22 protein-coding genes are annotated in these 22,298 nt (G+C 61.2%); 7 read left to right on the forward strand and 15 right to left on the reverse strand.

What is annotated here, in order from left to right:
- Positions 1-66: 66 nt before the first annotated feature.
- From ACWHRL_RS13105 to ACWHRL_RS13145, 9 genes are all read right to left on the reverse strand, one after another.
- Complete coding sequence (locus ACWHRL_RS13105) at positions 67-1,143, reverse strand: peptidoglycan DD-metalloendopeptidase family protein (protein ID WP_447894007.1); 1,077 nt, start codon at positions 1,141-1,143, stop codon at positions 67-69.
- 32 nt (positions 1,144-1,175) lie between these two features.
- Positions 1,176-2,117 carry a DUF368 domain-containing protein gene (locus tag ACWHRL_RS13110; protein ID WP_447529572.1) on the reverse strand — a complete coding sequence of 314 codons (942 nt, stop codon included), beginning with the start codon at positions 2,115-2,117 and terminating at the stop codon, positions 1,176-1,178.
- A complete protein-coding gene (locus ACWHRL_RS13115) occupies positions 2,114-2,746 on the reverse strand; it encodes a protein-L-isoaspartate(D-aspartate) O-methyltransferase (protein ID WP_447529573.1) in 633 nt (210 codons plus the stop codon). Before ACWHRL_RS13115 ends, ACWHRL_RS13110 begins: the two co-directional genes overlap by 4 nt.
- A 31-nt stretch (positions 2,747-2,777) precedes the next feature.
- Complete coding sequence (gene surE / locus ACWHRL_RS13120) at positions 2,778-3,524, reverse strand: 5'/3'-nucleotidase SurE (RefSeq protein WP_447529574.1); 747 nt, start codon at positions 3,522-3,524, stop codon at positions 2,778-2,780.
- A gap of 39 nt (positions 3,525-3,563) precedes the next feature.
- Complete coding sequence (gene truD, locus ACWHRL_RS13125) at positions 3,564-4,601, reverse strand: tRNA pseudouridine(13) synthase TruD (protein ID WP_447894008.1); 1,038 nt, start codon at positions 4,599-4,601, stop codon at positions 3,564-3,566.
- Entirely contained in the window at positions 4,601-5,080 is a 480-nt protein-coding gene (gene ispF / locus ACWHRL_RS13130) for a 2-C-methyl-D-erythritol 2,4-cyclodiphosphate synthase (protein ID WP_447894009.1), read from the reverse strand. The genes truD and ispF overlap by 1 nt, the downstream gene beginning before the upstream one ends.
- A gap of 5 nt (positions 5,081-5,085) precedes the next feature.
- Complete coding sequence (ispD, locus tag ACWHRL_RS13135; RefSeq protein ID WP_447894010.1) at positions 5,086-5,787, reverse strand: 2-C-methyl-D-erythritol 4-phosphate cytidylyltransferase; 702 nt, start codon at positions 5,785-5,787, stop codon at positions 5,086-5,088.
- Positions 5,780-6,148: a cell division protein FtsB gene (ftsB, locus tag ACWHRL_RS13140; RefSeq protein ID WP_447529578.1), complete on the reverse strand. Its 369-nt coding sequence runs from the start codon at positions 6,146-6,148 to the stop codon at positions 5,780-5,782. The genes ispD and ftsB overlap by 8 nt, the downstream gene beginning before the upstream one ends.
- Positions 6,149-6,235: 87 nt before the next feature.
- Positions 6,236-7,393 carry a GNAT family N-acetyltransferase gene (locus ACWHRL_RS13145; protein WP_447530538.1) on the reverse strand — a complete coding sequence of 386 codons (1,158 nt, stop codon included), beginning with the start codon at positions 7,391-7,393 and terminating at the stop codon, positions 6,236-6,238.
- 197 nt (positions 7,394-7,590) lie between these two features.
- Here ACWHRL_RS13145 and ACWHRL_RS13150 point away from each other — a divergent pair, with 197 nt between their 5' ends.
- Genes ACWHRL_RS13150 through hexR form a run of 3 tightly spaced genes read left to right on the forward strand, consistent with a single transcriptional unit; the run spans position 7,591 to position 12,808 of the window.
- Entirely contained in the window at positions 7,591-10,200 is a 2,610-nt protein-coding gene (locus ACWHRL_RS13150) for a GAF domain-containing protein (RefSeq protein ID WP_447894011.1), read from the forward strand.
- Entirely contained in the window at positions 10,197-12,005 is a 1,809-nt protein-coding gene (locus tag ACWHRL_RS13155; protein ID WP_447529580.1) for a GGDEF/EAL domain-containing response regulator, read from the forward strand. The genes ACWHRL_RS13150 and ACWHRL_RS13155 overlap by 4 nt, the downstream gene beginning before the upstream one ends.
- Positions 11,957-12,808, forward strand: coding sequence for a transcriptional regulator HexR (gene hexR / locus ACWHRL_RS13160; RefSeq protein ID WP_447894012.1), 852 nt, complete (start codon positions 11,957-11,959; stop codon positions 12,806-12,808). Before ACWHRL_RS13155 ends, hexR begins: the two co-directional genes overlap by 49 nt.
- Before the next feature lie 24 nt (positions 12,809-12,832).
- Here hexR and ACWHRL_RS13165 read toward each other — a convergent pair whose 3' ends face one another.
- A complete protein-coding gene (locus ACWHRL_RS13165) occupies positions 12,833-13,192 on the reverse strand; it encodes a RidA family protein (protein WP_447529582.1) in 360 nt (119 codons plus the stop codon).
- Between the two features lie 58 nt (positions 13,193-13,250).
- On the reverse strand, positions 13,251-13,733 hold the full coding sequence (locus tag ACWHRL_RS13170; protein WP_447894013.1) for an Lrp/AsnC family transcriptional regulator: 483 nt from the start codon (positions 13,731-13,733) through the stop codon (positions 13,251-13,253).
- 205 nt (positions 13,734-13,938) lie between these two features.
- Here ACWHRL_RS13170 and ACWHRL_RS13175 point away from each other — a divergent pair, with 205 nt between their 5' ends.
- The 3 genes from ACWHRL_RS13175 to ACWHRL_RS13185 all read left to right on the forward strand — a co-directional run bounded on the left by ACWHRL_RS13175 (position 13,939) and on the right by ACWHRL_RS13185 (position 16,477).
- Positions 13,939-15,624 (forward strand): 2-isopropylmalate synthase, encoded by a 1,686-nt coding sequence (locus ACWHRL_RS13175; protein WP_447894014.1) that lies wholly within the window; start codon positions 13,939-13,941, stop codon positions 15,622-15,624.
- Between the two features lie 68 nt (positions 15,625-15,692).
- The gene (locus tag ACWHRL_RS13180) at positions 15,693-16,082 is read left to right on the forward strand and encodes a fluoride efflux transporter FluC (RefSeq protein ID WP_447894015.1); all 390 of its coding nucleotides are present in this window, start codon (positions 15,693-15,695) and stop codon (positions 16,080-16,082) included.
- Complete coding sequence (locus tag ACWHRL_RS13185) at positions 16,079-16,477, forward strand: fluoride efflux transporter FluC (RefSeq protein WP_447894016.1); 399 nt, start codon at positions 16,079-16,081, stop codon at positions 16,475-16,477. The genes ACWHRL_RS13180 and ACWHRL_RS13185 overlap by 4 nt, the downstream gene beginning before the upstream one ends.
- Before the next feature lie 115 nt (positions 16,478-16,592).
- Here ACWHRL_RS13185 and ACWHRL_RS13190 read toward each other — a convergent pair whose 3' ends face one another.
- A complete protein-coding gene (locus ACWHRL_RS13190; protein WP_447894017.1) occupies positions 16,593-17,450 on the reverse strand; it encodes a universal stress protein in 858 nt (285 codons plus the stop codon).
- An 18-nt stretch (positions 17,451-17,468) separates the two neighbouring features.
- Entirely contained in the window at positions 17,469-18,959 is a 1,491-nt protein-coding gene (locus ACWHRL_RS13195; RefSeq protein WP_447894018.1) for a SulP family inorganic anion transporter, read from the reverse strand.
- A gap of 490 nt (positions 18,960-19,449) precedes the next feature.
- On the opposite strand from ACWHRL_RS13195, the gene ACWHRL_RS13200 reads away from it, so the two are divergent.
- On the forward strand, positions 19,450-20,718 hold the full coding sequence (locus ACWHRL_RS13200; protein WP_447894019.1) for a methyl-accepting chemotaxis protein: 1,269 nt from the start codon (positions 19,450-19,452) through the stop codon (positions 20,716-20,718).
- Between the two features lie 85 nt (positions 20,719-20,803).
- On the opposite strand, the gene ACWHRL_RS13205 is transcribed toward ACWHRL_RS13200, so the two are convergent.
- Positions 20,804-21,454, reverse strand: a complete 651-nt coding sequence (locus tag ACWHRL_RS13205; RefSeq protein WP_447894020.1) for a peroxiredoxin — start codon at positions 21,452-21,454, stop codon at positions 20,804-20,806.
- A gap of 147 nt (positions 21,455-21,601) precedes the next feature.
- Complete coding sequence (locus tag ACWHRL_RS13210; protein ID WP_447894021.1) at positions 21,602-22,297, reverse strand: haloacid dehalogenase type II; 696 nt, start codon at positions 22,295-22,297, stop codon at positions 21,602-21,604.
- Position 22,298: the final 1 nt, after the last annotated feature.

Below are 22,298 nucleotides of genomic sequence, written 5' to 3' on the forward strand. Positions count from 1 at the left end.
TATCAAGCTATCCGGGTTCTTCCAATGGCGCCAAGCGCTCTTACCAAGCCGTTTAGAGAGAACGCGTTAGCGCGATGGTAAAAATTCCAAGGGGTTTTGGGGCTGGCCATCGCGGCGCACCTCAAAATGGAGTTTGACACTGTCGGTATCGCTATCGCCCATCGTGGCAATGACTTCTCCCGCTTCGACCACATCGTTTTCGCTGACGCTCAAACTGTCGTTATGAGCATAGGCGCTGAGATACTGATCGTTGTGTTTGAGCAGTATGAGGTTGCCGTAACCCCGCACACCGCTACCGGCGTATACCACGATGCCAGGACCGGCAGCTCTTACAGGTTGCCCCTTTTGTCCGGTGATATCAATCCCGGCGGTAATCGTACCTCCTTCACCGAAGTTTCCGCTCACCTGCCCATCGGTGGGCCAGCGCCAGTTGACATCGTCGACCGGGGTGAAGCTTCGCGAGGAGCGATCCGGCGCGGAAGCGGCGGGCGCCGGTTCGGGTTCTGGCTCGGCGGCGGGTTCGGGTTCCGGCTCGGGCTCCGGCGTAGGCTCGGGTTCCGTTTCGGGCTCCGGGGGGCGCTCGTCCGCCTGGGGCGACTCGCTTTGCGGAGCGTCCTGTGCCGTTTCGGGCTCGCTGGCGTTCGGGGTATCCGGCGTCTCGCTTTCGCCCCGCTCGGCGCTGATGCGCTGATTACGCTCGATCGCGCTTTCATCCGGCAAGAGCCAGTCCATCTGCTGGTCGTCGCTTTGGCTGGCGGCCTGATTACTAGCTGCCACGGTCGTCGAGTTCAAGCCCGTGGCGACCGCGCCGCTTTGCCGCGACACTTGAATGTCACCGCCCTGATGGGAGGCCTGATTACGCGCCGGTGCGCTTCCCGCCCCCTGCCGCAGCGCAATGGTCTGGCCCGGATGGATCTGATAAGGCGCGTCGATATCATTGAGCGCCGCCAGCTCGCGGTAGTCCAGGTCGTGCTGCCAGGCGATACCGTAAAGCGTATCGCCCGGGGCAACGGTGTATTGAGGCGAGTCTTCCACGGCGCGCCTCGCTTCGCTCAAGTCCCGTACCTGCGGGGTGTGTGGCTGCTGGTTAGCGCAGCCGCTAACGGCCAGCGCTAACAAAGACAGTGTCAAAACCTTACGCATGCAAACCCTACTCCTTTTCAACGCCGCGCGCTTTATGTCGAACTGCGTGGCCTTTGAGCTGCACGCCGATTGAGTAATACTACCAGAAGCGCCCCAACGAGCATCAATGCGACCACGCCCACCACCTGGGCGGAAGCACCGGTCAACGCGGCGTACTCGCTTGGCAGTAAGTAGCGGTGGGCCAGTGGAATCATCTGCCCTTCTGGCCCCTGTTGGTAGCTCAGTAGTTCGCGCCAGGGCCATAGCACCGGTAGCGAGCCGACGATGAAGCCAAGCAATAGCTGCATGGTGCCCGCGTGATAGCGCTTTAAAAGCCAGCCTAAAAACCGTGAAAAAAGCATCAAGCCGACAAGGCATCCCACGCCAAACAGCATGATAATACTCATATCAAGACTTTTGATAGCCCCCATGATGGTGCCATAAAGCCCCATGGTGAGTAACAGAAAGCTCCCCGAGACCCCGGGCAGCAGCATCGCACTGATGGCGATGGCACCGGCGGTCATCACGATCAGCGCCTCGTTACCCAGCAGTAAAATCAGCGGCATCAGCGCCGGCAGCCCGCGAGCGAGCAAAAAGCCGGCCAAAAGCGGCAGTATATAGATAAGCCGCCAGCGTCCGGTGGCGCGGCCGACCACCAGCGCCGAGGCGGCCACCAAACCAAAAAAGAAACCGTCGAGCAAGAGCGGATGCGCCTGCATCAGCCAAAGCGCCAGATGCGCTACGCTGACCAAACTCACCGCGACGCCCGCCAGTAGCGGTATTAAAAACCCCAGGTTGAGGTGGGCAAAAAGCCCGCGCCAACCACCCCGACGCCAGGCCCCCCAAGCGCTGGGGCCGAACTGCCGGATGGTATGGATCAGCTCTTCATAGATACCGGTAATGAAGGCTATGGTACCACCGGAGACACCGGGGACCGCGTCGGCGGCGCCCATACCCGCGCCTTTGAAAAATACGCCCAAGCGTCGATGCTTCAATCCACCACTCCTTGCAATAAAGGGACGAACCGTACCGGCTCGAGTCTTCGTTTCTCGAACGCGCCGCCGATACGCTTGACCTGCGTTAACCACTGGCTGCCGTCCGGCGCCTCCAGCGGGGCAATCAGTACGCCGTCGCGGGTTAGCTGCTCCAACAAGGGTTCCGGGAGCGTCTGCGCGCAGGCGGTCAATAAAATTACGTCGAAAGGCCCTTTTTGCGGCCAGCCTTCGCCGCCGTCGGCCAGGGCCAACTGGACGCGGGCATCCAGATATTCGAGCCGCTTGGCGGCGCGGCCGGCAAGCGTCGCTATACGCTCGACGGAGTAGAGTGAGGGCACCAACCGCGCCAGAATGAGCGCCTGATACCCGGACCCGGTTCCCACCTCCAGCACGCGCTGCGGCCTGGCCTTTAGCACCAGTTCGGTCATCCGCGCCACGGTAAACGGCTGCGAGAGCGTTTGCCCGCAGCCAATCGGCAGCGCCGTGTCTTCGTAGGCGCGATGGGCAAGCGCTTCGTCGACGAACAAATGGCGTGGCTCGCGGGCCATCACCTCGAGCACCCGGGTATTCGTAATGCCCTGGCCCACCAGACGTTCGACCATACGATTACGCGTGCGCTGGGACGTCATGCCCCGCCCACGGCGCTCTCCTGACGAGAGCTCAGTCAAAAGCGTCCAGCCAGGCTTGCACGTCCGCGCGGGCGGGGTGGCGCGTTAAATCGGTCTGGAGCGGCGTAATCGAGACAAAGCCTGCGTTGATCGCGGCAAAATCGGTATCCTCGCCGTCGTCAGCATTGGCCGCGACCGGAGCGATCCAGTACCGCGTGCGCCCTCTTGGGTCCTGGACCGGCAGCGCTTTTTCCGCCGGCCCCCGATAGCCAAGCCGGGTCACCTTGACGCCCTGTATCTCCTCCCAGGGTAGATCCGGCACGTTGACGTTCAAAAGCGTGCGCGGTGGCAGCGAAAGCGCGCCAGCGGCGCCCACCAGCGTAGCCGCCATGCGCGCCGCGGTCTCGAAGTGGCGCCCACCGCAAAGCGACACCGCCATCGCGGTCATACCCAGGTTGCGCCCCTCCATGGCCGCGGCCACCGTGCCGGAGTAGAGCACGTCGTCGCCCAGGTTGCTGCCGTGGTTGATACCGGCAATGACCAGATCCGGGCGCTCGTCCCACACGCCGTTGACGCCCAGATACACGCAGTCGGCGGGCGTGCCGTCGACACTGTAAAAGCCGTTATCAAGTGCGGTGAGCGACAGCGGGCGCGAAAGCGTCAGCGAGTTGCTCGCCCCGCTGCGGTCCCGGTCCGGCGCGACTACGCGCAGGTGGGCATGACTCACCAGCCCGTCGTGCAGCGCGCGCAAACCCGGCGCATACACACCGTCGTCATTGGATAGCAGCAGTCGTCGCATGGGCCTCTCCTGGGGCGTTGTCTGGGCGTAAAGCCTGGTTCAAAAGTCCGGATGATCGATCAGCTCGCCGAGAAGCGAGGTGGCAAAGCTTCCCCTGGGCAGCGAAAATTCGAGCACCGCGGCCGCGCTCTGCCAGGTAAGCCGGGGCTCGATAACGCGGACGCGCAGCGCCCGGTGGCTTTTTTTCACGCCCGCCTTGACCAGGCCATCGCAAAGCGCCGGGTGGGAGGCGTAAAGCGCCTGCTCGTAGGCCAGTGCCTCGCCGGTTGTCGGCTCGCCGGTGCCCCAAAGCGGGCCGGTCGGGTGCAAGTCGAGGGCGTCGGCCCGCGCCTCGAGCCCCTCGTCCTCGGCCTGGGCATTAAACACGCTTTGCGTGCCGTCGAGCATCAAGGTATCGCCTAAAAGCGGGGTTCTCCAGCGGCCGTCCGCGATCCGCGCGCCTAGCACTTCATTGAATAGAAAGCTACGCGCGGTGGAAAGCAGCATTCCCTGGCGGTCGTCGCGCTTGCGCCAGCCTTTTTGCAAAATTGCCGCCGCTTTTTGCAGGTTGCGCCCCTCATTACCAAAGCGCTGGGGGCCGAAGTAGTTGGCCACCCCCTCACGGCAGAGCGCCTCCCAGCGAGGCAGGAACGTATCCGTGTTGATTGCCTCACCGCTTACCCGCAGGCGAAAGCGATTAGTGCGGTGAACGCCCCGCTTGAGCTTTCTTGGGTGGCGCCCCTGCTCGATCACCTTGATACCCAGCGCCTCGAGCGCGGAATCGAGGGTCGGCGGTGCGCTCGCCCCCGGCAGTTGTACGCTGAGCCACTGGCGCGTGACCGCGGACCGGTCCTTCATACCCGAGTAGCCCACGACGCGGGGACTCACCTCGCAGAGCCGGCTTAGCGCGTTCACCACGTCGAGGGTGGTCTGGTTGCGCTTTTCGATACGCAGCCACAGGTGCTCACCGCTGCCTTCCGGGGTGAAGTCGAGCTGCTCGTCGACCCAAAAATCCTCCGGCGAGGCGCGGTAGTTTCCCGGCGCGCGGGGCCCAAAGCGGGCGTCGAGCACCCGCGGCCAAACGGGCAGTGCCCCCATTAGTTGGCCGCCGGCTTTAGCAGCACGACCGCCTCGGCGGCGATGCCTTCGCCACGGCCGGTAAAGCCGAGGCGCTCGGTGGTGGTGGCCTTGACGTTGACCAGGCCCATATCAGCCCCGATATCCTCGGCAATCACACGGCGCATGGCGTCGATATGCGGCGCCATTTTAGGCGCCTGGGCCATGATCGTGGCGTCCAGGTTGTTGACCACGAAGCCCGCCTCCCGCACCAGCGCCACTACGTGGCGCAGCAGCTCGCGGCTGTCCGCGCCTTGCCAGGCGGCGTCGGTGTCGGGGAAGTGGCGGCCGATATCGCCCAGCGCGCAGGCGCCCAACAGGGCATCGCTGATCGCGTGGAGCAGCACATCGCCGTCGGAGTGGGCGACGAAACCTTGTTCGAAAGCGAGCTTGACCCCGCCGACCATCAAATGATCGCCGGGGCCGAAGCGGTGTACGTCAAATCCATGGCCAATACGCATCGAGACTACTCTTCGCTGTTGCCTGCCTGTAGCGCCAAAATGGCTGCCGCCAAGGCAAGATCGTCAGGGTGGGTGATTTTCAGGTTGTCGCGCCGCGCACTGACCAGCCGCGGTGCCTGGCCCAGCGCCTCGACGGCCGAGGCCTCGTCGGTCACCATTACGCCATTCTTGACGGCCTGGTCGAGGGCACGCTTTAAAAGCGCGAAGCGAAAGCCCTGGGGCGTCAGCGCGTGCCAAAGCCCGTCGCGGGGCTCGGTTGTCGCGCTCAAACCAGGCCCGCCTTCACGCTTCATGGTATCCGCCACGGGCATGGCCAGAAGCGCCCCGCCCGGGTGCTCCAGCGCCGCCTGGTAAAGCGCGTGCAGATCCAGAGACGTCACGCAGGGGCGCGCCACGTCGTGCACCATGACGATATCGTCCGGGGCGGCGGCCATGGCATCGAGCGCGTTTTGCACGCTGTCCATGCGCTCATCACCGCCCTCGACCCGCTGCCACTGGGCAAACGGCACCCAGGCCGGGTCGAACCAGCGATCCGCCGGGTCCAGGCAGAGCACCAGGCGCGCTTCGGGAAAGGCGCGGTAAAGACGCTCGAGGGTATGCGCCAGCACCGGGCGCGCCGCAATCGGCAGATACTGTTTGGGGGTGGCGCTGCCCATTCGCCGCCCCTGCCCCGCCGCGGGCACCACCAGCCACAACGCCTTACTCATTGTCGGTGTCCGGGGCGTTCGCCGCGGGCGCAAGGTTTGGCTGAGTGACCAGTGCCGCGTTCAGGCCAATCAATTCATTTTGGATCGCAACCCCTGGCACCCAGAAAAACTGCTCGTCGCTTCGCACCATGCCCATATCGCTGCGCGCGCGCTCTTCGATCGCATCCAAACCGGTTTTAAGGTCGGTGACCTCGGCGGCCAGGCGCGCGTTGCGCTCGCGCATGGGCGCATTCGCCGCTTCCTGCACTGTCACGCGCGCCTCGACGCGCTGCAAATCCTGCCAGCCGCCGTTACCCAGCCATAGCTGATACTGTAAAAAACCTAGAACGCCCAGCAAGGCGACGACCAGCCATCGATGCATCTGAAGTTCCTGTAATCAAGTGCCTTTGGGGCAGGCGTGAACGGCGCGCATTATGCCATTTAGCGGGCGAAGCGGCGAGCCGTGTCTTTAGCCTTCGGTTTTAAACGGTAGCGCTTCTAACGCGGCTGCCCGGTACGCCTTTACGTGCTGCCCTTCCTGGGCGCAGAACTCGGCCACCCCGGCGGCAAGGCCGGGATGCGCCACATAGTGAAGCGACTGCGTGGGGGTGGGGGCGAACCCGCGCACCAGCTTGTGCTCGCCCTGGGTGCCGGGGTCGAAAAGCGTCAGCCCCCGCGCGAGGCAGTATTCGATGCCCTGGTAGTAGCAGGCCTCAAAGTGCAGGCAGTCGGCGACCACCTCACTGCCCCAGTAGCGCCCGTAAAGCGTGGTGGCACCGCGAAAATAGAGCGCGGCGGCCACAGGTCGGCCTTCCACCAGCGCCTGAACCAGCACCAGTGAGGCCGGCATGTCCCGGCGCAGCGCGTCAAAAAATGCCGCGTTCAAGTACGGCGGGCGGCCGCGCTCGTGGTAGGTGATCGTATAGCACTGAAAAAAGTGCGCCATGGCGGCCTCGTCGATCTCGTCGCCTTCCAGACGGCGCAGCGTAATCCCCTGCTCGGCCACCAGACGCCGCTCGCGCTTGATCGTCTTTCGCCGCTTGGCGGTCAGGCTCGCCAAAAAGCCGTCGAAATCCTCGAAGCCTCGATCGTGCCACTGAAACTGCACGCCCTGGCGGGTAATCAGATCAGGGCTTTGCGCCTGCCAGGCAGCCACCTCCTGGTCGTTGGCAAACAGCAGGTGCCAGCTCGAAAGGCCCAACTCATCGCACTGGCGCCGCCACCCCTTGGCCAGCAGCGCGTAGGCGCTTTGCGGGTCGATATCATCTGCAAGGAGCGTGCGCTGGCCCGGCACCGGCGTGAACGGAATGGCGCTTAACGCCTTGGGATAGTAGTCGCCGCCGGCGCGCTCGAGGGCCTCGGCCCAGCCCCAGTCGAAGACGTACTCGCCGTTGGAATGGCTTTTTAGATACATCGGCAGCGCCGCGACCAACCGCTCACCCTGCCACACGCTTAAATGGCGTGGCTGCCAGCCGGTGGCCTCACTTACCGAGCCGCTTTGCTCCAGCGCGCGCAAAAACGCATGGCGTAAAAAGGGCTGCTCCGGGCTTACCAGCGCATCCCACTGCGCGGGCGCAACGCCGTCGACTGCTGAGAGCGTCACCAGTGTTAGCGCTTGGGAAGACATGCCACCTTGCATGGGCACCTCGCATTGAATCATTAACACTCAAGACGTTCAGTATCGCTCAATCGTTTGCCCACTAGAACCCGGCCGCGCGATTTACCCAATTTGACCTGTAAAACGCCTCGCTCAGTGCCGGATTATTAAAGCCCGGGCCCAAACGTCCGATAAACAATGAATTGGCTCAATTTTATGGACGACATATGCAAGCCGCCGATATACCCGACAACGAACCCCAGCGCCTAGCGGCCTTGCACAGCCTGGAGGTGCTGGACACGCTTCCGGATGAAACGCTGGAACGTTTGACCGAGCTTGCTTGCGATATCTTCGAAGTGCCCGTTGCACTGATTTCACTGGTCGATGAAAAACGCCAGTGGTTCAAGTCGCATACCGGATTGGACGTCAGCGAAACCCCCAAGGAGTTTTCGTTTTGCGCCCATGCCGTTTACAAAAACGACGTTTTGGTTGTCGAAGACACCTTCAAGGACCCGCGCTTTGCCGACAATCCGCTGGTTTTAGGGCCCCCGCACATTCGCTTTTACGCGGGCTACCCGCTGCGTCCGGTCGACAACCAGGTAATCGGTACGCTTTGCCTGATCGACAAAACGCCACGCCACTTTACCGAGCGCGAACAGCGGCTTTTGGCCAACATGGCAGGCCAGGTCGAAGAGATTTTCCGCCAGCACAAGCTAAGGGCCGAGCTTACGCGCACCGCGCGGCGCTTCGAAGCCCTGTTCAGTAAAAGCGCCACCGCCAAGATTCGCATTGATCGCGAAGGCGCCATCATCGCGATCAACCCCTTCGCGCTGAGCCTTTTGGGCTACGAAGCGCACGAGCTTTTGAACAAGAACATCGCCGTTTTGACCCCGCCCCACATTGCCAGCGAACACGATCTGTTCATCTCGCGGTATCTGGCCGGTGGGGCCCCCAAGGTGATCGGCCGAGGGCGCGAAGTCGAGGCGATGCACCGCCAGGGCCACCGGGTGCCGGTACACCTGGCGGTCAATGCCATTCACGACAACCAGGGCAAGGTGGTCGAATTTTTGGGCGTGCTGACCGATCTGACCACCATTTACGAAGCCAACAGACGGATCGTAAAGGAGCAGGGCCTTTTGAAGGTACTGCATCAGGGTATTACCGACTACCAGGCGCTGATGTCCGGCGAGCAGCTCTGGACGTTTCTTTCAGAGGCGCTGCGCGAGCTCACCGACAGCGACTACGCTCTGATCGGCGAGGTCTTGCCAACCGATACTACCAATGCCCTCAAGATTCACGCCATTACCGATCTTTTTTGGAGCACCTCTTCCCAGGAGCTGATGTCTCGCCTGAGCAGTGGTGACATGACGCTGACCGATCCAAGCTCGCTCCTTGGCCGGGTATTTGCTCACGGTGAGGTCGTGATGACCGACGACGTGCATGACCATGGCACGCGCGGCGGCTTTCCACCCGGGCACCCGCGTCTGGACAACTATCTCGGTGTGCCCATCTACAGCGGCGAACGTCTGATCGGCATGTACGCCATTGCCAACAGCAAACAGCCGCTCAACCAGGCGCTGCTCGATTGGCTTCAGCCGTTTACCGATACCTGTGCGCTGCTGATCAATCTGTACCGGCAAATGGCCGAGCGCGAACAGTTCACCTGCGATTTGGCGATCGCCCGGGACCAGGCCGAAAAGGCCAACCAGGCGAAAAGCGAATTCCTCTCGTCGATGAGCCACGAACTGCGTACGCCGCTCAATGCCATCATCGGTTTTGCCCAGCTGATGAGCAAGGGCCGCCGCGACCCCCTCAGCGAAAAACAGCAGCGTCAGGTCGGCCAAATCGAAACCAGCGGTCAGCACCTTTTGAGCCTGATCAACGAGGTGCTCGATCTTGCCAAAATCGAGGCAGGGCATCTGGCGTTGTCCCTCGAGCCGATCCTGGTCGCCAACGTGCTCGACGACGCCTGCGCCACCCTCGAGGCCAATATCGAAGCGGCGGGCATCACGCTCAAGCGCGCCAGGGTGGATCCCGGCTTGAACGTCATGGCGGACTACACCCGCACCAAGCAGGTGCTCTTGAATCTGATTTCCAACGCAATCAAGTACAACTGCGACAACGGACTGATCGAGATCGTCGTGACACCCCAGCAAGACACGTTAAAGATCAGCGTGATCGACACCGGCATAGGCATCGACGATGCCCGCCAGCACGAGCTCTTTCAGCCCTTCAACCGCTTGGAGGCCGAACACACCACCATCGAGGGTACCGGTATCGGGCTTGCCATCACCCGGGAGCTCGTTACACACATGCAGGGACATATCGGTGTCAGCAGCGTGGCGGGTAAAGGCTCGACGTTCTGGTTCACGCTACCACTAACCGAACACGGCGTGGCCAAAACGGACACGTCCGCGCCCGGCCTGCTACGTCCGCAAAGCGGTAAGCGGCGTTTTCAAGTGCTCTATGTCGAGGACAACCCTACGAATCAGCAGCTGATGCAGGACATTATCGACGATTTCGAAGAAATCGAGCTGCAAACCGTTGCCAGCGCCGAGCTTGCGCTGGATATCCTGCGCCACGCGGTCCCGGACCTGGTGCTAATGGATATCCACCTGCCAGGCATGAACGGTTATCAGGCCCTTAAAGCCCTGCGCCAAACACCAGGACTCGAGGCCATGACGGTGGTCGCTCTGTCGGCCAATGCGCTGCCGCGGGATATCGAAAAAGGCCTGGCGGCGGGCTTTAACGACTACCTGACCAAACCTATCAATATCGAGAAACTTTCGAGCATGCTCAAAGAGTTTCTCCACGTTGCGCCTGGAAGTGATCCATGAAGCTAGCCCGCAAACATCTGTTAGTGGTCGATGACAATACTGCCAATGTCGAGCTGTTACTCGATCTTTTGGATGATCACGGATTTGACAACACCCATGGCATGAGCGACCCGCGTGAGGTGGTGAGCTACTGCCAAAGACAGCGCCCGGATCTGATGCTGCTCGATATCCGCATGCCGCATATGGACGGCTATGCGGTCATGGAGGCGCTCAACGCCGCGTTCGGTGACCACGCCTTTCCCATCATCGTTTTAACGGCACAAATCGACGATGAAACCCGGCGTCGCGCCCAGTCCATGGGCGTGCGCGATTTCATCACCAAACCCTTCAAGCACGACGACGTCATGCAGCGCGTCCACAACGTGTTGGAGGTCGAACACCGCTACCAGCTGCGCACTCAGCAAGCCGAAACCCTGGAACGGCTAACGGCGCAGCAGCATCAGGCGCTCGACCACCAGGCGCGCACGGATACCATCACCAAGCTGCCCAACCGCCGGGCGATGACCCAGATGCTGCGTATGGCGGCGAAGGAAAACACGCCGACCGGGCTTTTGTTTATCGCCATCGACCAGCTCGACGAGGTGGTGCGCTTTCACGGCTACGCGATTGCCGACAAACTCATGCTACACGTAAGCCAACAACTCTACGGGCAGCTAGGCGACACTGCCAAGCTAGGCATGTGGGGTGGTAGCGAGCTTTTGGTCGTGCTTGCGGAAACCAGTATCGATCAGTTGATCGGCCAGGCGGTACAGCTTTTGGAGTGCTTCAACCAGGACCAGACGCTGGGCGATTTACTGCTGCCGCTGGCCGTGCGTATCGGCATCAGCAGTGCGGAAGGCACCTTCGACCCGGAGCGCCTGGTGCACATGGCCGCCCTTGCCTTGCCGCAGAAAAACGGCCCCGTGCGCGTGCAGAGCTACAACGAAGAGCTCGAAACGCTACAGCGCCACCGCCTGCACTTACAGCAGTCGATTCGCGGCGCCACCCAGCGCGGGGAAATGAGCCTGGCCTTTCAGCCCAAGCTGTCGCTTTCGACCAACCAGGTGATCGGCGCCGAGGCGCTGCTGCGCTGGGATCATCCTTCGCTTGGCCGTATATCACCGGCGGAGTTCATTCCGCTGGCCGAAGCCAGCGGCGATATTCTCACTATCGGCGAGTGGGTCATCGAAGAGGCGCTGCGCCACATCGTGGCCTGGCGCGAACAAGGGCTTTTGGATGATAACTTTCATATCGCGGTCAACGTCGCCGCTCGCCAGCTCGGCCGACGCGACTTTGCCGAGACGCTTTTAAGCACCCTGGCCGCGTTTAACGTTCCCATGCGCTTTTTCGCTTTGGAAGTGACCGAGTCCGGCCTTTTGAGCGATATGCACAATGCGCGCGCGCAGCTTGCCAAGCTCTCCGAGAACAACATCGCCGTCGCCATCGACGATTTCGGCACCGGCCACTCTTCGCTTGCCTACATCAAGACGCTGCCCTTCTCGACGTTAAAGATCGACCGCGCCTTCGTGATGGATCTTGAGGACATGGAGGTCGACCGCCACCTAGCGCTGGCGATTACCCGGCTGGCCCACGCGGTAGGCTGCGACGTCGTGGCCGAGGGAATCGAGACGAAAGCCCAGGCGGATTACCTGCGCTCCATTGGTTGTGAAGCGGCGCAGGGGTATTATTACTCCCAGCCTCTGCCCGCCGATGAATTTTACGACTTTTGTACTCGGTGGGGCGCCCACTCCCCCACGACGAACGCCCAGGAAACCCAATGGCCCACGACCTCCTTGACCGCTTGCGCGAACGGCTCAACGACTTAAACCGCTCCGAGTTCAAGGTGGCCAACGTCATTATGAACGACCCGGCGGCGGCGACGAGCCTGAGCATCGCAAGCCTCGCCCAGGCGGCGGGGGTCAGCGAGCCTACCGTCAACCGGTTTTGCCGCAACTTTGGCGCCAAGGGGTATCCGGATTTCAAGATCAAGCTGGCTCAGAGTCTGGCCGGCGGCACGCCCTACGTAACCCGCGCCGTCGAGCCTGGCGACAACGCCACCCAGTACACCCCGAAAATCTTCGGCGCCACGATTGCGGCGCTAAAAGACGCCGAGCGCCAGGTCGACATGGCCGCGGTCGAGCGCATGGTCGACTACCTCACCCAGGCCAAGCACATTCACTTTTTTGGTTTGGGCGCGTCCGGTGCGGTGGCCCAGGATGCCCAGCACAAGTTCTTTCGCTTTAACCTGCCGGTCATGGCCTACATCGATGTCCTGATGCAGCGCATGGTGGCTGCGGCCTGCCATACCGGGGATGTCGTGGTGATCATCTCCTACACCGGCCGCACTCGGGAGCTCGTCGATATCGCCCAAATCGCCCGAGCGGCGGGGGCGGTGGTGCTAGGCATTACCGCGCCGGACTCGCCTTTGGCCCGGGTGTGTACGGCCACCCTGGACGTCGCCACCCCGGAGGACACCGACCACTACATGCCGATGACCTCGCGGGTCATCCAGCTCACCCTGATCGATGCGCTGGCCACCGGCGTCACGCTTCGCCGGGGCGAGGATTTTCTACCGCACCTTAAAAAGATCAAGGAGAGCCTGCGCGACACGCGCTTTCCGCTGGAGTAGCGTTCAAACGGCGCAGCGTGAGCGCTACTCGCCCACCGCAGCGGTTACGGTAATTTCCACTTTGAGCTCCTCGGAAGGCATCGCCGCGCAAACGCAAGTGCGCGCCGGGGCGTAGCCTTCCGGCACCCAGGCGTCCCACACCGCGTTCATGGCCGCCACGTCACCGCCCTCCTTGAGATACACCGTGGCGCTCAAAAGCTGCTCGCGGCTGGAACCGATCTCCTTTAGCAGCGCATCGACGCGCTCAAGCATGCTTTGCGTCTGCTCGGTAATATCGCCCTGGCGGGCGTCGGGGCCTGCCACCTGGCCGCACAGATACGCCACCCCTTGGTGGATGACCGCGCGGCTCATGCGTGCTTTGGTATCGTGGCGCTCGATCGACATGGTTTTTCTCCTTGAAACGGTTTGAGAAGAGTTTGAGAGTACTGGGTGACGGAGCCCATCAGGGGCGGGTGGAGACCGGGCGGTGCTCGAACACCCGGCGCAGCACGAAGCTCGTGTGCGCCCCGGTGACGCCTTCGATACGGTTGATAACACGCAGCAGCAGGTGCTGGTACTCGTCCATATCGCGAATCAGAATCTTGAGCTGAAAATCCGCGGCCTGGCCGGTGATGATCAAGCACTCGATGACGTTGGGGATCTCGCGGACGTGGCGCTCGAAGTTATCGAAGCGCTCCTGGGTATGCTGGTCCATGGCGATATGCAAAAGGACCATCAGGTCGTACCCGAGCTGGCGGGCATCGACCTCGGCGCGGTAGCCTGTGATCAGGCCGTTTTCTTCCAGCGCGCGTACCCGGCGAAGACACGGCGAAGGAGAAAGCCCGATCCGTTCGGCGAGCAGCTGGTTGCTGATGCGCCCCTCCTGTTGAAGCACATCGAGAATATGCCGGTCATAGCGATCGATCTCTAACGGAGTCGGCAACATCGGCTATCTCCTGCCGTAAAATAGAGTTTTAAAGATAGTTTCTGCCAATTATCCGCGCAAGTCCTCTTGATTAGCAATAATCTTCTACGGCTGCAGCGCTATACTGGTGCTATCGTAAAAGCCCGGTGCCGGGGCAGCTGTGATCCAGAAGCCCAGTGTTCGCCAGGTCTTGCTCATTTTTCCGAACAACCGTCAGGAAGCGTTTATGTCCGCCTTCGATCATCGCAAATACCGCCCTGCCCCCCGCGTTCCCGCTTTTAAGCGCACCTGGCCGGACCAGGATCTAGAGCGCGCGCCCATTTGGGTGAGCGAGGATCTGCGCGACGGCAACCAGGCGCTACTCGAGCCAATGAGCGTCGAGCAGAAAAAGCGCTTCTGGCACCAGATCGTCAAGGTCGGTATCAAGGAAGTGATGGTCGGCTTTCCTTCGGCGAGCCAGCCGGATTTTGATTTCGTGCGCTGGCTGATCGAGGAGGACCAGATCCCGGAGGACGTGACCATCGCCGTGCTGGTGCAGTGTCGCGAGCACCTGATCGAGAAGACGTTCGAGTCGCTCGTTGGCGTGAAGCGCGCGATCATCCACCTCTACAACTCGACGTCCACCGTTCAGCGCGAGCGGGTCTTCGAGATGGACCGCAGCGGCATTACCGATATCGCCGTGCAGGGCGCGACTTGGGTGAAAACCTATGCAGCCAAGTACCCGGATGTCGACTGGCGTTTTCAGTACTCGCCGGAGAGCTTCTCGAGCACCGAGATCGACTTCTCGCTGGCGATTTGCGAGGCGGTCATGGACGTGTGGCAGCCCACCCCGGACAACCCCTGCATCCTGAACCTGCCCACCACCGTGGAAGTGGCCGGCCCCCATCATCACGCCGACCAGATCGAGTATTTCTGCCAGCACATCAGCCGGCGCGACAGCGTGATTGTCTCGGTGCATACCCACAACGACCGGGGCGGGGCGGTGGCCTCGGCGGAGCTTGCGCTGCTGGCCGGCGCGGACCGAGTCGAAGGCACACTTCTGGGCAACGGCGAGCGCACCGGCAACATGGATATCGTGACCCTGGCCATGAACCTCTACAGCCAGGGGATCGACCCCATGCTCGATCTCTCCAACCCGGACGAGATCATTCAGGTGGTCCACGAGTGCACGGGTATTACCATGCACCCCCGCCACCCCTGGGTCGGCGAGATGGTCTATACCGCGTTTTCCGGAAGCCATCAGGATGCGATCCGCAAGTCGCTCAAGCACCAGAAGGCGGATGAGCCTTGGCAGGTGGCGTACCTGCCCATCGACCCCCACGACATCGGCCGCGACTACCAGGCGGTGATCCGCGTGAACAGCCAATCCGGCAAAGGCGGCATGGCGTTTTTGCTGGAGCGCGACTACGGCATCAACCTGCCGCGCTGGATGATGCTGGCACTGGCCCCCTACGTGCAAAAAGAGAGCGAAGTGCGCAACAGCGAACTTTCCAGCGAAATGGTTCGCCAGGTGATGGTCGATCACTTCAACCTCGAGGCGCCGCTGGCACTGGCCGACTACCGTCTCTCGAAAGGCCAGAACGAAGGCATCGAGATCACGCTGAGGGAAGGCGCAAAGACGCTGCGTCTGGAAGGCACCGGTAACGGCGCCATGTCCTCCTTCACCGATGCCTGGTACAAATACTGCGACAGCCACGTGGCGATCATCGACTACAGCGAACACTCGCTGGGCGGGGACAGCGAAGCCAACGCCATTGCGTTCGTGCAGCTCAATATCGACGGCCAGCGGATCTGCGCCTTCGCCGAGGACAGCGACACGGTCAGCGCCTCGCTGAAGGCGCTGCTCTCCGGCATCAATGCCGCCCAACAGATCGGCAAACCCCAAAACCACCCGCTCACCAGCGAGGTGTAATCCCGGGCCCAAGGCCCGCTATCGGCGGGCCTGCTATACTCGTGGGCATTTCATAAAACGGGGTAGGCATGGGGCAGATGTTGACCAATGCGGCGCTCGTCGCTGTCAGTGCCGCGCTCGGCGGTATGGGGCGCTTTGCAGTCACCAATTTAGCGGTTCGGCTTTGGGGGACCGCGTTCCCCTGGGGGACACTGCTGGTCAACGCCAGCGGTGCTTTCGTGGCCGGGCTACTCCTCGGCCGCTACGGCTTTGAGACGCTCGCCGACTCCTCGCTCGGGCTACTGCTGATCACCGGGCTACTGGGGGGCTATACCACGGTCTCGTCGCTCAGCCTGCAAACGCTGACTCTATGGCAAGGACAAAACCGGGCGGCGGCGCTGGGCACTCTGGGCGCTACGCTCTTTGGCGCGCTCCTGCTGGCCGCCCTGGGTTGGGGCCTGGCGGCGAATACGTTTTGACGTCACTTACGACCTATTTAACCGTCGCCGCCGGGACCGCGCTGGGTAGCGTCTGCCGCTACGCGCTCTCCTCCTGGGCTATCGCCACTCTGGGTAACTACTTTCCCTGGGGGACCCTGGCGGTGAACGCCGCGGGGTCTTGCTTGATGGTTTGGCTGAGCGTCATGGTCACATACCACGCCAGGTGGCGCTGGGCCCCTCTACAGCCGCTCTTGATGGCCGGCTTTTGCGGCGGCTTCAGCACCTTTTCGCTCTTCAGCCTGGAAATCCTTTACCTAATACAGCAGCAAGATGCGTGGCTTGCGCTGGTGTATGGCGGGGTCAGCGTGACACTCTGGCTTTTGGGGGCCGTGGCGGGTGAGCGCATGGCGCGCCCGTTCCTTGGTGCCCAGTGAGGCTTGCTTACGTGACGGATCCACGGGCAGGGGTATAGGCCCCGCCGCCCATTCATGGTATGTCGATTGCGCACATTCAGCCGGAGCGGGCGGCGAATACCGCCCGCGGCAAACGTTAGCGAAGTACCAGTACCGGCACCTGGCTCGAACGGAGCATTTTGGTCGTCGTACTGCCCACCAGCAAATGGCGGATGCGCGAGTGCCCGTAGGCGCCCATGACCAGCAGGTCCATGCCGTGCTGTTGACAATACTCGGGCAGCACCTGATCCACCTCGCCAGCGCGAATCGCGCCCTCTGCCCGGTGTCCAGCCTCTTTCAGGATACCCAGCGCCCAGTCGAGCTCGCTGCGATGTTCAGCGGTCTCCGCGCCGACGATCACTACGTGGCATTCAGCGCCGCTAAAAAGCGGTGAGCGGGCCAGCATCTCCACGCCTTTACGCGCGGTCTTACTGCCGTCGAAGGCGATCATCACCTTTTCCGGCCGTTTGAAGGCCGCGGGCACCATGAGAATGGGCCGGTGCAACTCACGCACTACCCGCTCCAGGTTGGAGCCCAGATGGCCGCTGGCCTGGTGGGCGTTTTCCCCGCGCTTGCCCACGACCAGAAGGCGCATCCCGGTCTCGAGCTCGGCCAAGGTCTCGACCAGCGTACCGTTGAGCTGGCGCGTGTTGGGCTCCGTCGTCCCCTGCTCAGCGGCGCGTGACTGAGCCGCCTCCAGCACGAGCCGGCCTTGCTCGCGATTCACTCGAGCCTTGCGCTCGTCCAGCGAGGCGAGCTCTTCCATGAGGTGTTCGCGGGCACCAAAATTCAAATTCCCCGACAGGTTCTGCTCGCTCGGCGCCGCCGAGTGGTTATCGACCACGCGGACAAAGGTAAGCGGCGCGCCTAATGCCTTGCTGGCCCAGGCGGCATAATCGCACACGCTTTCTGAAAAACCGGAGCCGTCGATAGCGGCGAATACGTGCTCGGACATGCTGCTCTCCTTGTTTGTCTAATGGCCGCCCATGAGCTTTTCGACCGCTTCGGGGTCGTTATGCACCGCGTAGCGGTCGACCACCGTGGCGCTGGCCTCGCTCAGGCCTACCAGTTCGACCTCGGTGCCCTCGCGGCGGAACTTGATCACGACGCGATCAAGTGCCTGCACGGCGGTCACGTCCCAGAAGTGCGCACGGGATAGATCGATCGTCACCTTATCCAGGCTCTCCTTGAAGTCGAACGCCGCTAAAAAGCGCTCGGAAGAGGCAAAGAATACCTGGCCGACCACCTGATACTCGCGTGCACGCCCTGCCTCGACCTCGGTCGAGCCGATATACATGATGTTGCCCACCTTGTTGGCGAAGAACAGCGCCGCCAGCAGCACGCCGACGAATACGCCAAGCGCCAGATTGTGGGTACCCACGGTCACGGCCACGGTAGCCAGCATCACGATATTGGTGCTCATGGGATGCTTTTTCAGATCGCGAATCGACTCCCAGCTAAAGGTACCGATCGACACCATGATCATCACCGCCACCAGCGCCGCCATGGGAATCTGCGAGACCCAATCGGAAAGAAATACCACCATCAAAAGCAGCACCACGCCGGCAATCAGTGTTGAAAGGCGCGTTCGGCCACCGGATTTTATGTTGATCACCGACTGACCGATCATCGCGCAGCCGGCCATGCCACCAAGCAGACCCGCGCCGATGTTGGCCGCGCCCTGCCCCTTACACTCACGGTTCTTGTTGCTCGGGGTATCGGTCAGATCATCGACGATGGTCGCCGTCATCATCGATTCCAGAAGGCCCACGACCGCCAGCATGATCGCGTAGGGGAAAATGATGGTCAGGGTTTCAAAGGTCAACGGTACATCCGGCCACAAGAAGACCGGCAGCGTATCGGGTAGCTCGCCCATATCGCCGACCGTGCGAATCTCCATGCCGCTTGCCATATACACGATGGTCAGCACCACGATGCACACCAGCGGCGACGGCAGCGACTTGCCGATAGCGGGCAGGTAAGGAAACAGGTAAATGATGCCAAGCCCCGCCGCGGTCATGGCGTAGACGTGCCAGGTGACATCGGTAAGCTCCGGCAGTTGCGCCATGAAGATCAGAATCGCCAGGGCGTTGACGAAGCCCGTCACCACCGAGCGTGAGACGAAGCGCATCAGCTCGGCAAGCTTCAGATAGCCGGCCGCGATCTGCAGGACACCAGTCAGCAGCGTGGCCGCCAGCAGATACTCGAGGCCGTGCTCGCGCACCAGCGTCACCATCAGAAGTGCCATGGCGCCGGTAGCCGCCGAGATCATACCCGGGCGCCCGCCGGTAAAGGCGATGATCACCGCGATACAAAACGAGGCGTAGAGCCCCACCTTGGGGTCCACCCCGGCAATGATCGAAAAGGCGATCGCCTCGGGGATCAGCGCAAGCGCCACCACTATTCCCGAAAGCGAATCGCCTTTGATGTTTGAAAACCATTCGTGCTTGCTAAAAAGCGCCATACCCATATCCTGGTCAAAAAATGTGCTGAATTATTCACTACACGCCACAGACACGCGAAAACGCGTCGTCCGGGGGCGAAAAAACACGGCTCGAAGCCGCAAGGAGGGGGCATAACGCTAGGGTGGAAGGATCTTCCAACGCAGTTTGAAGGACATGGACGGCAACTATCTTGAACTAAAAATTGAGCGATAAGCCCGGATAGAGCTTTCGCCTGGGCGGTGGATTATAGCAAGCAAGCCTTCGATTGCCACCCACTATTAGTCAACTTCTATATTGGATGTAGTAAACCACTATTAGCCAAACGAAGAGCAAAACAGGATGATGGTCACACTCCCCCGTCTACTATCGTCTACGCACCTGCTCACGCGCTTTCACAAAAAATAGTTAGACTTTGACTACTTTCGCACTAGTATAATCCGATAAAAGTTGTATGAAAAACGTACAATTCAAAAATATTTGTACAATCATGAAGCTCACCGAGAAGCCACCATGCTCGCTTACATCACACACTCCGCCCTACCCGCGGCGCTGCAGGAACATACTGCCAGCATCCATTTCACCCCGGAGGGCATTATCGAAGATGCCAGTCCCCTCTTTCTGGAAAAGGTCGGCTACTCTCTCGAAGATATCGTCGGCCAACACCACAGCATCTTCTGCGCCCAGGAAGAGGTCGACTCCCCCGACTACCGGCGCTTCTGGGCAGCTCTTGTCAACGGCGAGTCCCAGCAGGGCAGCTTTCGGCGTATCAGCGCGACCGGTGAGGATGTCTGGCTCGAAGCGATCTACCTGCCGGTGAGAAATCGCCGTCACAAGGTTGTCAAAATCATCAAGATCGCAAGCGACATATCCACGCAGCACGAGTCGGCAGAGAGCCAAAGCGCGGTGCTGAAAGCGCTGGACAGCTCCATGGCGGTCATCGAGTTCACCCCGGATGGCACTATCCTCAATGCCAACGTCAATTTCGAGCGCACCATGGGGTATAAAAGCGGCGAAATCACCGGCCAGCACCACCGTATTTTCTGCACGGCGGACTTCGTTCCCCAGCTCGCGGTGTTCTGGGGCGAGCTTGCTAGCGGCCAGTTCAAGCAGGGTAAGTTCGAGCGACTCAACAGCCGGGGCCAGAGCATCTGGCTGGAAGCGACCTATAACCCGGTTTTCGATAGCAAAGGCAACGTCATCAAGGTCGTCAAGTTCGCCACCGACATCACCTCGGCCGTTCAAGAGAACGAGGCTGCCCGGCGCGCGGTGCTCAACGCCCAAAGCACGTCAAGCCAAACCGAACAGATCGCCCAAAACGGTTTGACTCACTTGCAGAAGGTGGTCGAGGAGTCCCGGCAGGCGTCCAAAACCCTGGAAGATGCCCAGGCATTGATGGCCGCGCTCAACCAACAGGCGCAAACCATCAATAACATCACCGCATCCATCGCCAAAATTGCCAACCAAACCAATTTGTTATCGCTCAACGCTGCGGTAGAAGCGGCCCGAGCCGGCGAACAGGGGCGTGGTTTCGCCGTAGTCGCCAACGAAGTACGCCAGCTGGCCAAGGGCTCGAGCGAAGCCGTGGCAGAGATCACGCGCGTGCTCAAGGAGAACAGCGACCTGGTCGAGCGCACGAGCCTGGCCGTTCAGCAGGTCGTCGAGCAGGGTAAAAACAGCCAGGCAAGCGTCGGCGAGATCGAGACCATCGTCAACGAGATTCTCACCGGTGCCCGAGGCGTCTCCAACTCGGTGGATCAGCTCGCCCTGCAGCCCGCGTAAGCGACCCTGCGGGTATAGAAAAAGGCGGCTAATCGCCGCCCTTCTTATCAAAGGCCTGCCATCATTGCAGGCTTTTTTGTGCCCGTTATTTGAGGCGGGTCTTGCGCAGGTACGGCAGCACCGTATCGAATTCACCAAATTTCTCTTTGGCGTCTTCGTTGGAAACGCTGGGCGGAATGATAACGTCCTGCCCCACGGTCCAATCCGCGGGCGTGGCAACACCGTGCTTGGCCGTCGCCTGCAGCGCATCGAGGGCACGCAGGATTTCACCAAAGTTGCGCCCGACCGTCATCGGATAGGTCATGGAGAGCTTTAGCTGCTTGTCCGGGCCAATGATGAACACCGAGCGCACGGTGGCGCTATCCGCCGGGGTGCGGCCATCGGGCAGGTAAGCATCTTCCGGCAGCATATCGAAAAGCTTGGATACCCTGAGACCTTCATCGGCGATGATCGGAAAATCGACCGAACTTCCGCTGTAGCTTTCGATATCCCCCGCCCAGCGCTTGTGGTCGTTGACGCCGTCGACAGAAACACCGATCACTTTGGTGCCGCGCTTTTTCCATTCTTCACTGAGCTTTGCGACCGCGCCGAACTCGGTGGTGCAGACCGGGGTAAAGTCTTTCGGATGAGAGAACAAAATCGCCCAGCTATCGCCAATCCAGTCGTGAAAGCGAATGCTGCCCTGGCTGGTATCGGCTTCGAAATCCGGTACGACTGCATTGATACGTGATGACATCGTTCCTCCTCGGCGGGGCAAGCACCCCTCATAACGAAAATGACTTTTAGCACGCACACTATAGAACATTAAACGCTAATAGACCCAACCCCTGACGGTCATGCCAGGCCGATTTTTTCGCTATATCGCTATAGCGTCATGCCACTATCAAGTGCTGGTGCCCGCCTGGCTCACCATTCGCTTGGCCAGGTCGTCCAGGCCGGTCACGGTCATATCCGGCTCGATCCCCCAAGGGTCGAAGGGGGTATCCGAGCGACGGCGCACCCAGGCGCTTTTAAGACCGCCGTGTTTGGCGCCGATCACGTCAAAGGGGTTGCTGGAAATGAGCCAGGTATGCTCCGGGCGGGTATCGAGCCGGCTGCGCAGGTAAGCGTAGACCGCGGGGTCGGGTTTGAAGCGCTTGATACGGTCGACGCTGACCATATCGTCCATATAGGCGGTGACCCCGGCCTTGCCGAGCAGCGCCCCCATGGCCTCTTCGGTGCCGTTGGAAAACGCCACGCAGCGTAGCCCGGCCTCTTTTAACTGGCCAAGCGCGCCCGCCACATCATCGAAGGCGGGCAGCTCACCGTACACGGCCATCAGGTGGTCGCAGTCGTTGTCGGAAAGGCCGGTTTGCATCGCGCGGTCGGTCAATACCAACGCCTTTTGCGTGCACTCGGCAAAATTTACGTAGGCGCCCATCAAACCAAAGCGAAAGCTGTACTCCAGCTGTTTCTCGCGCCAGCGCCGTGCAAACTCCGTTGCCTTGTCTGGCTGGGCCAGACGGCGCTCGAGCTCCACGACCACGCCTTGGGTATCGATGAGCGTGCCGTATACGTCAAAAGCCAGTACCGGTTGCATC

The sequence above is a fragment of the Vreelandella sp. GE22 genome (genome assembly GCF_968212445.1).